At 44.7% G+C, this 12,262-nt stretch carries 9 protein-coding genes; 7 read left to right on the top strand and 2 right to left on the bottom strand.

Annotated elements, in window-relative coordinates; translation table 11 throughout:
• Positions 1-285 precede the first annotated feature (285 nt).
• The gene (locus HWQ38_RS21325) at positions 286-501 is read left to right on the top strand and encodes a transcriptional regulator (RefSeq protein WP_292797456.1); all 216 of its coding nucleotides are present in this window, start codon (positions 286-288) and stop codon (positions 499-501) included.
• Positions 502-729: 228 nt separating this feature from the next.
• On the opposite strand, the gene HWQ38_RS21330 is transcribed toward HWQ38_RS21325, so the two are convergent.
• A complete protein-coding gene (locus HWQ38_RS21330; protein WP_292797459.1) occupies positions 730-852 on the bottom strand; it encodes a hypothetical protein in 123 nt (40 codons plus the stop codon).
• Positions 853-1,461: 609 nt separating this feature from the next.
• Between HWQ38_RS21330 and HWQ38_RS21335 the strand changes: the two genes are divergently transcribed.
• The 6 genes from HWQ38_RS21335 to glgX all read left to right on the top strand — a co-directional run bounded on the left by HWQ38_RS21335 (position 1,462) and on the right by glgX (position 11,544).
• Positions 1,462-2,001 carry a general stress protein gene (locus tag HWQ38_RS21335; protein ID WP_292797462.1) on the top strand — a complete coding sequence of 180 codons (540 nt, stop codon included), beginning with the start codon at positions 1,462-1,464 and terminating at the stop codon, positions 1,999-2,001.
• 180 nt (positions 2,002-2,181) lie between these two features.
• The gene (locus tag HWQ38_RS21340; protein ID WP_292797464.1) at positions 2,182-2,451 is read left to right on the top strand and encodes a hypothetical protein; all 270 of its coding nucleotides are present in this window, start codon (positions 2,182-2,184) and stop codon (positions 2,449-2,451) included.
• 167 nt (positions 2,452-2,618) lie between these two features.
• The gene (locus tag HWQ38_RS21345) at positions 2,619-4,043 is read left to right on the top strand and encodes an efflux RND transporter periplasmic adaptor subunit (protein ID WP_292797466.1); all 1,425 of its coding nucleotides are present in this window, start codon (positions 2,619-2,621) and stop codon (positions 4,041-4,043) included.
• A gap of 26 nt (positions 4,044-4,069) precedes the next feature.
• A complete protein-coding gene (locus HWQ38_RS21350) occupies positions 4,070-7,303 on the top strand; it encodes an efflux RND transporter permease subunit (protein WP_292797469.1) in 3,234 nt (1,077 codons plus the stop codon).
• 217 nt (positions 7,304-7,520) lie between these two features.
• The gene (locus HWQ38_RS21355; protein WP_292797471.1) at positions 7,521-9,215 is read left to right on the top strand and encodes an alpha/beta hydrolase; all 1,695 of its coding nucleotides are present in this window, start codon (positions 7,521-7,523) and stop codon (positions 9,213-9,215) included.
• A gap of 241 nt (positions 9,216-9,456) precedes the next feature.
• Complete coding sequence (glgX, locus tag HWQ38_RS21360; protein WP_292797473.1) at positions 9,457-11,544, top strand: glycogen debranching protein GlgX; 2,088 nt, start codon at positions 9,457-9,459, stop codon at positions 11,542-11,544.
• A gap of 1 nt (position 11,545) precedes the next feature.
• Here glgX and HWQ38_RS21365 read toward each other — a convergent pair whose 3' ends face one another.
• On the bottom strand, positions 11,546-12,196 hold the full coding sequence (locus HWQ38_RS21365; RefSeq protein ID WP_292797475.1) for a hypothetical protein: 651 nt from the start codon (positions 12,194-12,196) through the stop codon (positions 11,546-11,548).
• Positions 12,197-12,262: the final 66 nt, after the last annotated feature.

Below are 12,262 nucleotides of genomic sequence, written 5' to 3' on the forward strand. Positions count from 1 at the left end.
TGTTGACGGTGGAATAAGCCATCGGTGTAGGCAATGATAAAGACTCTTTCTCTTTGGGGTGTGAGTATCAACGGATACTGTTGGCGAAAGTGTTACAACTAAAAGCCGCAACGACAGATTGAAGGTTTGAGCTTATGTAATACTTAAAAATACAACTATGTATTATATTCGCCAACAGTATCATCAACGGAACAGAAAACCGGGATAAGAAAAAAATCTTGTAAAACCAATCACTCAGCCATGTATATACATGATAAGCTAGGATATCGTGTATAACTTTTGGCAATGGATCAATATTCAGGCACTAGACAAAAGTCTCAAAGACGACCCCGTACACTAGATGGTAAATTTGAAACAGATTATGGAGATTCACCCAAACGGTTAAGGTCAATTCGCTTAACCGATGAAGTGTGGGAAAAACTACTAGAAATAGCGGAGAAAAATCAAGTAACCAGAAGTGAAGTTATAGAAATTTTCGCTCGCGGTGGCGAGTTATATTAACAGTAAACCAAAAAGTTTTTTAGAAGCTTTACCAAGCAAACATTTCAGCCAAAGCCAGGGATATCACAAAACAACGTTTTGTTGAGCATTTCAGACGATCACCCTAGTCATCTTCAAGCGATCGCTCTAAGATCCCTCTAAAACCAATGGTCAATACTCCTGATTAACGATGGCTGAAACCCTTGTTTTTACGTTGGCTTTTAAAAGTTTGTGGTTTACTGCTAATGACTAATGACTAAAAACTCCACCCACAAGGGGATGGAGTTTTTTATCTTGGGTATTGAAAGTAATCAAGCGATCGCTATAGATAATACGATAGAAAAGTTCAAAAATCCGAGAGTATTCGTTCACCAGAATCTATGCGAGTGAATTTATCAGTTACAGTCAGAGCATTTTGCAAAACTGACAAGTATTTATGGGAAATAAATCATGAATTAGATTACTACTCCCAAAGGATTAAGATTGAAGATATTCATAAAAATTTCAGGAAAGATTCGCTATAGTTGCAGTTTATAATTGCGACATAAGACTGCAATGCTATTGCCTAAATATAGCAGTGAAAGTCTTGCTGAGAGGAGCAAATGGGAATCGTTTATAAGAGCAATTATGTTTTGATAAGGTTTTAAATAGTGTGTGAATTGTATAACTTCTACTAAAACGTTCAAAAGGTAGAGGTTAAATTTTTCAAAATTTGTAAGTATTAAGTGTGCGGACAAAAAACTCAATCTGGGATTAAATCTCAACTTGAAGGCCAGACTAGATGCCGAAGCCACAACAGTAACTACAAAGAAGTAAGACACGTTAAATAATTCCTAATTCGTAATTCGTAATTAAAGACTGTTTCAGACCCTAAAAAAAACTCCGAATGCTTGTATAACCATTAGGGATAAACCCTTTTTAATTATGAATTATGAATCAATAATTATGAATTAGATTGACATAGATAAAGGAGACAAACTCATGACATATACACATACGGTTGTTGCTCATTTCCCCTCCCATGCAGAAGCAGAAAGGGTTGTATTGGAGCTGCAAAAATCAGGCTTCGATATGCAAAAGCTCTCAATCATTGGCAAAGACTACCAAACCACTGAACATGTGCGGGGATTTCTCACCTGGAAAGATACTGCCATTGCTGGAGCCGCAGGAGGTGGTTATTGGGGTAGCTTCGTCGGAGGTTTATTTGGCATTTTAGCAGGGGCTGGAGTGTTATTTATTCCCGGAGTAGCTCCGATCATCATTGCTGGCCCCATTGCTGGAGTGCTGGCAGGTTGGTTAGAAGGAACGCTTGTTGGTGCTGTTGGTGCTGCTGCTGTAGGAGGACTTGCGGGTGCGTTGTCCGGGTTAGGAATCCCGAAACACGAGGTACTGAAGTACGAGACTCAAATCCAAGCAGGCGAGTTCATAATCCTTGTGACAGGCAGCAACGAGGATGTGAGTCAGGCGAAGCAGATGCTAGACAGAATTAGTCATGGAATCAGTATGTCGGTCGCTGTCTAAGGCTTTGAACCAATGGGGCTAAGTTAAGATACAGCCCTTTACCCGGACTGTTTAAGAGCCTCCAGTCCGGGAATTCTCCTACCCCAGCAACGGGTACGTTGCAATACTGCGTAGGTTTTGCCTAAAAAATAAAAATGTGTAGGTTGTGATCAGACTAATTATTAAGAAAAGCATATAAATATGAATACATTATCTCCCACTGATATCACAGCACATCCCCAATTTCTAGCTTCAGTGACTGAACAACTAGATCAAATTCACCTCACCCAACAAACAAACCAATTTGATAGTTTGTTTGTTGCCTGTCTTTGTGTCGCAGCAGTCTTCTTCTATATTGGAGTTCGGGTTGGAAGGGGGCACAAAATACGCGATGAACTAATAGCAATGCGGCTAGAACAAATTCAAACCTTAGAGAGAATTTGGCAAATGGCGGCTGAACGCAGAGATTAAGCTGCCAATATTTTTTGCTTTAGCGCTGCCAAAAATAATCCCAAAGATCACTGCTTTAGGTGCAGAGTTTCTGCTGTAGTTTATACCAATTTAAAAAATATTTCCGACAGATTCAAACCTGCAAACCCAGATTTAACAAATCAAATATTCAGGAAGTTAAATATCTTATGTCACTCGATCGCCCAATTACATCTGTATCTTCCGAGCCAACTGCTGATCTGAAAAATAGTGCTGCAAACGGCTCTAGTTCAGTCTTAGCACCAGAATCTACCGATCCGATTAGTACTGAGGAAAGTACTGACGAAACCGCTTCTAAACCGACTCCACAGCGCAAGAGATGGCTTTGGGTTATACTGGCGGTTCTGCTGATTGGGGGCGGGGGCTTTGTGGCTTGGCGATTGTTAGGCAAGCGAGAAGCCCCGCCACCACCAGCACCGCCTCTGGCGGTTAAGGTGCAAACTCTCAAATCGAGCCAAGTTCAATCTACCTCTGAGTTTGTCGGCACATTAGAAGCCCAGGAACGCGTTTCACTTCAGCCGCAAGTTCAGGGGCGAATTGAGCGCATATTTGTAGCCAGTGGCGATCGCGTCACCAAGGGAACACCGATTCTGTCTTTAAGTTTGGATCAGACTACAGCCAATGTCTCCAGCGCCATTGCTACGGTTAACTCTAATCGTGCGGCTGTAACAACCGCCCAGGCACAGCTGGAAGCGAAACGAGCCGATCAAGTTAAAGCCGCCGCAGATGTGAAATTACAGCAAGTGCAGTTCCAGCGAACCAAGATGCTTGTAACACGAGGCGCACAGGCGCGACAAGAACTCGATATTGCTAAAAACAACATAGATGCAGCGATCGCTACCCTAAATGCTGCTAAAAAGCAGGTGAACGCGAGCCAAGCAAGTGTCAATCAGGCACTATCGAACGTCCAGCAAGCCCAGGCTCAAGTTGCCTCAAATCAAGTGAATCTGAATCAGAAGCAGGTGGTTGCACCGCTTGATGGGATCGTTGGCGATTTCTCAGTCAAGATCGGCGATTACGTGAGTACTGGCGGAACCTTGACCACGATTACCAAAAACGATATCCAGGATATGCGAATTTCGGTACCATCTAACAATGCTGCTCAACTGCGTCGGGGATTACCTGTGGAGCTACTGGATGTCAACACAGGTAAGCGTTTAACCACCGGCAGTATTAACTTTATTGCGCCGCAAGTGAGTACAGCTGCCCAATCTATTTTAGTGAAAGCTCGATTTGCTAATTCAAATGGCAAATTGCGGGATGGGCAATATGTTCGCGCTCGGATTATCTGGAGCCAGCAACCGGGGATTTTGATTCCGATTCAAGTGGTGAATCGCATTGGTGGACAGAGTTTTGTCTATTTGGTGGAAGAAGACAAGTCAAAGAAAAAGGTGGTGGAAAAAGATAAATCCAAGGAAAAGCCGCAATTCGTTGTGCATCAAAAACCTGTGAAGTTGGGTGAGGTGCAAAACGATCGCTATCCGATTTTAGAGGGAATTAAACCAGGCGATCGCCTAGCGGTATCTAACATTCTCAAACTGCGTGATGGCGTACCCGTTCAACCACAACCTTAGAAGTTAATACCAATAGGATAATCATCATGTCGATCGCAGACACCTTTATTAAGCGACCTGTCTTATCAACGGTTTGCACCCTGCTGATCTTACTAGTCGGTGGCATCTGTATTCCCTTGCTGCCGATTAACAACTTACCGGAAATTGCGCCGATTCAGGTGCAAACTAGCAGCACCTATATTGGCGCAGATGCCCAAACTGTTGAAGATACCGTATCAACCTTGGTTGAGCGGCAAGTAAACGGGGTTGAGGGGATGCAGTACATGACTTCAGCCAGTGGTAATGACGGCTCCAGCACGATTTCAACTCAGTTTGACCCAGCGAGTAACCGTAACATTGACCAAGTTAACGTCCAGAATCGAGCCGCGATCGCCGAACCGACCTTACCTGAGTCTGTGCGGCAAACTGGATTGACCACTTTAGCACGTTCTAACAGCATTCTGCTAGTTTATGGCTTCTATGCTGAAAATAGCGAGTACGACAACATCTTTTTGAGTAACTATGTTGACCTGTACATCACCGATGCCATCAAGCGCGTCCCTGGTGTGGGAGATACCAGACTGGTTGGGGAACGCCAATATGCAATGCGGCTGTGGCTTGACCCCAACGCTTTAGCCAGTCGGGGCTTGACGGCAACGGATGTCAGCAGTGCGCTAACTTCTCAGAATGTTCAGGTGGGAGCAGGGTCAATCGGTCAAGCGCCCACCAAGGCAAATCAGAACTCGAATTTCCCGCTACGCATCAATAGTAGATTAAAAGATGTCAAGGAATTCGAGAACCTGGTGATTAAAGCCCAAACCGACGGGACCCTGGTTAAACTCAAGGATGTGGGACGAGCCGAGTTAGGAGCGCAGGACTATACAACTTCGGCACTAGTACAAGGCAAAGCGGGCGCTGCCATGTTGATCTATCAACTTCCGGGCAGCAATGCGCTGGATACTGCCAAAGCCGTGGAAGCCCAAATTGCAGAGTTAGAAAAAAACTTTCCGCCCGGTTTGAAAGCCGTCATTTGCTACGACACCACCAAGTTTGTGGAAGTCTCAATTGAAGAAGTGGTGAAAACGCTGATGGAAGCCATCGCCCTAGTGGTGCTGGTGATTTTCATCTTTTTGCAAGATTGGCGGGCGACGATCATTCCGGCGATCGCTGTTCCTGTATCCTTGATTGGTGCATTGGGGTTTGCCTATGTCCTGGGCTTCTCGCTCAACACGTTGACTATGTTTGGATTGGTACTGGCAACTGGTCTGGTGGTAGACGATGCGATCATCGTCGTCGAGGGGATTGCTGCCAAGATGGAACAAGGCTTAGACCGACGGCAAGCTGCTTTTGAGGCGATGGAGGAGCTTTCCGGCGCAGTCATTGCCACCTCCTTGGTATTGATGGCAGTATTTATCCCGGTGTCCTTTTTTCCGGGCGCGACCGGTATTATGTATCGGCAGTTCGCACTAATCATTATCTTCTCCATCGGCATTTCTTTATTCAATGCCCTGAGTTTCACCCCCAGTATGTCGGGACTCTTCCTGCATCATACCGAGGGTGAAGGGCGAGGTCCACTGGGCTGGTTCTTTCGTCAGTTTAACCGGGGCTTTAGCTGGGTACTGGAGCAATACGAGCGTCTGACCAAGTTCCTGATCGGCGTCCGCATGTTCGTAGTGGGGCTATTTATCCTCGGACTTGCGGCAACGGTGTTTATCTATATGTCCGTCCCCAGTGGATTTGTGCCAGATGAGGATCAAGGTATTATCGTCGGTCTGATTCAGGCTCCCGATGGTGTCTCCCTCGCCTCTACCGAAAAACTGACGCAGACTGTCTATCAAACCCTGCAAAAAGAAGTGCCGGAGATGGCAGCATCTCTGGTCATTGGCGGCTTTGGTCTAAACGGCAATGGACCGAATCAGGGGACGTTTTTCTTTAACCTGAAAGAGTGGAAAGAGCGCAAGGGTGACAAACATACAGTTAAGGCGATCGTGCAACGGCTGAATGGCATCTTCGCCCAAAATCAGGATGCGATGATCTTCACCTCCAACCTACCTGCCGTCTCTGGCTATGGCGTGACGGGCGGCTTTGAATTTCAGCTTCAAGACCGCACCAACGGACAGCTGAGTATCGATCAATTTTTAGCGATCGCGCAACAGTTGATTGCAAAAGCCAATAAGAATCCTGCATTGCTTAAAGTGTTCACTCAATTCACCTCCAGCACACCCCAGTACGAGATTAACATTGACCGCGATCGCTTAGAAGCCCTCGATGTCGATTTTAGTCAGGCAATGAATACTCTGGGCGCTTACATGGGTGGGCAGTATGTCAACGATTTTACCTTCTCCCAGCGCAGCTACCGCGTATATATCCAAGCAGATGAACAGTTTCGGAACTCTCCAGACAATATTGGTCAAATTAATGTCCGTTCCAGAGGTGGTAATCTGGTGCTACTGAATGAAGTCGCCAAAGTGACTCCGATTACAGGGCCGCAAACCATCAGCCACTTCAACTTATTCCGCTCGATCAAGATTCAAGGCAATGCTGCTCCAGGTTACAGTTCTGGGCAAGCAATTGCGGCGATGCAGCAGACGTTTAAGGAAATTGACCAGCCCGGTTTGGGTTACGACTGGACAGGGATTTCCAGAGAAGAAGCCAAGTCTGGCGGACAAACGATTCTGCTCTTTGGTCTTGGTATCGTGGCTGTGTTTTTAATCTTGGCAGCGCAGTACGAAAATTACATCGACCCAATCATCATCCTACTGACCGTACCGTTTGCGATTTTAGGCGCGTTGTTATTCGTCTCAGTGCGCGGGTTGGTCAACGATTTATATTGTCAGGTGGCACTGGTGATGTTGATTGGTTTGGCGAGTAAGAACGCAATTTTGATTGTAGAATTTGCCAATCAATCGCGGGAGAAAGGAATGACCATCGCTCAGGCTGCACTCCATGCAGTTGAACAACGGTTCCGCCCGATTTTAATGACCACAATTGCCTCCCTATGTGGGTTCCTTCCCCTAGTACTGTCATCCGGCGCGGGTGCAGCCAGCCGGACGTCGCTCGGTACGGCGGTGTTTGGCGGCTTATTGGTCTCCGTCATTTTCAGCCTGCTCTTAGTGCCTGTCCTTTATGTGGTGGTCAAAAATCTCACAGACTTTGCTTCTAAAGGTAAACCTCCCAAGCCACCCCAATCGCCTGAACCTACTCCTGCTGGGGAATTAGCCTCTTTGAATGGAAACAGTCAAGGAACAGTCGTCAAGTTTCAGGGAGATGCCCCTGCTTAACTGCTTGAGAGCGGCACACCACACGCTACAAATGAAACAAACAAGTCAAATCCTTTTTCCTTCTAGTTTGTTTCTTGAAAGCGATTAGGATGCGTTCTCCGAAGGAGTTGCCGCAGGCATCGCTCTCAAGCTTGACTTCCAATACCATTTCTATACAACTACTGCCCGTGCTTTAGAAGACATTAGCCTCAGTAAAATTATTCATTCAGACGATGCTATGAAACTTAAAATTCCTTCTTGGGTCGGTATCACTATCGGGCTGTTGAGTATGGGAATGATGCCAGCTCTCGGTGCTGAACAAATAAAATTTTCTTACAGTATTTTAGAATTTTCTCTTCCTGTTACTGATTTAAAGACTTATGCTCAGGAAGGTAAAATTAGCAGTCAACTAGCATCATATACAAAGCGCCTCAAACCAGAGGATGTTGCTCAACTGCGTCAGGTTTTGACTGAAAAACAAAAATTAAGTCCCGTAGCAGTCTCTCAATTTCTTTATTCAGAAATTGGAGAATCTATGTTAAAGTCTGCGGGTGAATTGATTCAAACAGATTCAGGACAAAACGGTTTTTATGCAATTCGTGCAGCGTTGATTTTAGCTGCGGTCGATCCAGGGGGATTAACACTACTGAATACGATGCGCTACTTCCCTTCACAGAATATTCGGATTAACACTGAAAATCTTTTGGCACTGATGAATAAACTCTCCACTCTGAAAAAGGAGACAAATCAAGCTCTCTCTGTAATTGATCAACAGTCTACTACAGAAGCATCGACTGAACCACCTGTAGATATCTCAAAATTACCGGAACTATACAACAAGTCAGGATCGTTTTCTTGGCAGAAAAAAGCGATCGCTTTTGTGGATACTAATCGTAAATCTCTGACTGGAAGTATTAAAACTAGAGTCATTCAGACAGATATCTATTTACCTGAAAGTCAATCATCCGCACCAGTTGTAGTCATTTCTCATGGACTAGGTTCCGATCGCGATAGCTTTGCTTACCTAGCAGAAAATTTAGCATCCTATGGATTTGCAGTTATTGTTCCTCAGCATCCTGGTAGTGATTCTCTCCAAATGGAAGCACTACTCACAGGGAAAAGCCAACAAGTATTTGCAGACACAGATTTGATTGACCGACCTTTAGACGTAACTTTTATACTCGATCAATTAGAACAGCGTTCAACATCTGATCCCTGGCTACAAGGAAAAATCAACGTTCAACAAGTCGGTGTGATTGGACAATCTTTCGGTGGTTACACAGCCTTAGTCTTAGCTGGCGCACGCATCAATATTAATCAGTTGCACAAAGATTGTAAATCTGAATCTGATCCGGTCAATGTTTCGTTGTTGTTGCAGTGTCGTGCTTTAGCACTGGGAAAAAATTCTCCTGATTATGAACAGATACAACAAAACTTAAGCAACCTAGATTTACGCGATCGCCGAGTCAAAGCTGTGATTGCTCTCAATCCAGTCACGAGTAGTCTTCTTGGGCAAGCAGGTCTGAGCCGAATCGAAATTCCCGTAGTCATTGCTGGTGGAGCATCAGACACGTTTACTCCCGTCTTGTTGGAACAAATACAAGCATTTTCCTGGTTGACTACCAAAGAAAAGTATTTGGGTATTGGTGACAAAGGAACTCATACTGATTTGATTGCTGGTGTGAGTAGCGTAGTTTTACCATCTTCTAATCGTTTATCTGCTTTCTCTGGACGTGACCCAGAATTGGGACGCACTCATGTTCAGGCTTTTAGTACAGCTTTCATGAAAGTATATCTTGCTCACCAGACTCAATATCGTCCTTTTCTAAGTACATCTTATGTGAAGAACTCAAATCGGGATGAACCAGTCAAGGTCTATTTCGTCAGGTCGCTACCACCAGGATTTCCCCAGAGATTAGTTCGTAAGAATTAAATAATTAAACCTTATCTAAGTTGAGAACTGTAGTTTTCGCCCTCACCCTAAATCCCTCTCCCAAGAAGGGTTAGCACGTCTCAAACCCTATTGATAGGTGGATTTGAGCAGAGTGTTGAGTTTGGGAGAGCAGCTGCCAAAACAGAAACCATATATTGATCATTCATCGCGGCTCGCCGAGACTTTTGGCGAATAAACTTAGTCGAACGTTAACCATTTATTAACCTACTTATGATTTCTTGTGTCCATTATTACCAAAATGCTTCATGATATTTTGCCAGGTCAACCTTTTCCAATTGGCGCTACATTTACCCCTAATGGTGTCAATTTTTCGGTATTTTCTAAAAGCTGCACTGGACTGGAATTATTGCTCTTTGATGAGCCGAATTCACCCCAACCCAGCCGTGTAATTCAGCTACACAAAAAGCATAACAAAACCTTCTACTATTGGCATATCTTGGTATCAGATATTGCTCCTGGGCAGGTTTATGCTTATCGGGCGGATGGATTTTATGTGCCAGATCAAGGACTAAGGTTTGATAGCAGTAAGGTATTACTTGATCCCTATGCGCGAGCAGTAGTAGGTTGGGATAATTATAGTCGTGAAGCTGCTAGCTGTTTTGGTAAGGATAATTGCGCCCAAGCGCTACGGGCGGTGGTAGCACCAGATCCCAAAACCTACGACTGGGAGGGGGATCTTCCCCTACGGATTCCTTATGCAACAACAGTCATTTATGAACTGCACGTAGATGGTTTTACTCGTCATCCATCTTCTGGTGTGTCTCCCGAAAAACGCGGTAAGTATGCAGGACTCATTGAGAAAATTCCTTATTTGCAGGAATTAGGAATAACCGCAGTTGAATTGCTACCAATTCATCAGTTTGATCCTAATGATGCACCTCCTAGTCACAAGAACTACTGGGGCTACAGTACGATCAGCTTCTTTGCACCCCACAGCTATTACAGTTCCCGTAGCGATCGCCTAGATCCCATAAATGAATTTCGTGATTTGGTCAAAGCCCTTCACCGCGCCAGGATTGAGGTGATTCTAGATGTTGTTTTTAATCACACGGCAGAAGGTAGTCAGGATGGTCCAACATTGTCATTTAAGGGATTAGACAACCAAGCTTACTACCTTCTAGAACCATACCAAGCTGAATATAGTAATTACAGTGGTTGCGGTAATACTTTGAAAGCGAATCATCCGATGGTTACACGGATGATTTTAGATAGTTTATACTACTGGGTAACCGAAATGCACGTAGACGGTTTCCGTTTTGATTTAGCATCTGTCTTATCTCGGAGCAAATTAGGTCAGCCTTTTGCTGATTCACCTGTTCTCTGGGCGATAGAAACAGACCCAGTTTTGGCCGGAACAAAGGTAATTGCTGAAGCCTGGGATGGGTCTGGACTATATCAGGTAGGAAAGTTTGTCGAACACAGTGATCGCTTTGCGGAATGGAATGGCCCCTACCGCGACGATGTGCGCCGTTTTGTGAAAAGCGATCGCGGTATAGTCAGCCGATTAGCTGCTCGCGTTATGGGTAGCCCAGATATCTACTCACGACCAGACTACGAACCGAATCATAGTATTAACTATATTACCTGTCACGATGGTTTCACCTTAAATGATTTAGTTTCTTACAATTACAAGTACAACGAAGCCAATGGGGAAAATAACAGTGACGGCACAAAGGACAACAATAGTTGGAATTGTGGCGTAGAGGGGGTTACGGACGATGCAGAAATCGAAATACTGCGCTTGCGACAAATCAAAAACTTCTTCACCATCCTTTTATGTTCCCAAGGAACGCCGATGTTCCTCATGGGAGATGAAATTAGGCGATCGCAAAAGGGGAATAACAATGGTTATTGCCAAGACAATGAACTGAGTTGGTTTGACTGGAGCAGTATCGAAAAACACCAGGATTTATTGCGATTTGTCCGAGGACTAATTCAGTTTATCCAATCCTTAAAAATCTTTCGGCAAAAAAAACTTCTCAGTGTTACCGATGGCTCTCATCGGCCAAACATCGTTTGGTATGGGACCAAACTAGAGCAACCTGATTGGGGGAATGATTCTCGTAGTCTGGCATTCACGCTGCGTCACCCAAAATCTAATGAGCATCTATATATTATCCTCAATGCTTATTGGCAGCCGTTGACATTTGAACTACCACTTTTGGATAGTGGAGAAGGCTGGCACCGAATTGTAGATACTGCTTTGCCATCTCCTCAAGATTTCTCCGATTTGAAAACTGCGCCGTTAATTGCATCTCTTGAATATCTTGCTGGGGGGCGGTCAGTGGTGGTGCTGATGGCACGTTAGCCTACCACCCCCGTTTTCTAAACGGGCATTTCCTGATAGCAGTAACTACAGCGCCAGTAAAGTTTTCCCAAACGCACATGACGGAGTAAAATGTCTTGCTTCCCATCGCCTGGGCAACCCTTCCAGGGGTCATTTTATCTGATGACTTTTGCCAAGGTAAAGGGTTATCCGCAACGATATCACGGGCTAACCACAACTCCCAAGTCATCAGAGGCATCAAATCACTCCAGCGCTCACATTGCTTAGGGGTACTCAGCTTTGGTACAGTCCAATGTAGGCGTTGCTTTAAAAAACGATACCAGTGGTCAATTGTAAAGCGACGCAAGTAAAGTCGCCAAACTTCTTCTAAGGGAGGCATTTCTTCTCCTACCCAAGCTAACCACAAAGGTTTCGATACTCGTTGATTACCTTGTTCATCGAGACGTTCAACTCTTAAAAGTGACATCGGACGTGTCACCGCTTTACGGAAATGCAGATTTTTCCACAGACTAACCCGTACTCGTTTTAGTTTCGGATCATCTACCTCGAAGACAGATGCTGCTTCACCCCATGTTGTTGGTTCATTCAACTTGAATTTATCATCATGTTTTCTGGGACAGCCAATGCCTGTATAAGCTCCTGGTTCGCCCCATAAACACAAATTTGAACGCAACCGGACTAGAATAGAACTTACGCATTGACAGGAGACCAACTATGTGTATTCAAGCCCAGCTTTTCT

The organism is Nostoc sp. NMS7, from assembly GCF_017115085.1.
Lineage (GTDB): Bacteria > Cyanobacteriota > Cyanobacteriia > Cyanobacteriales > Nostocaceae > Nostoc.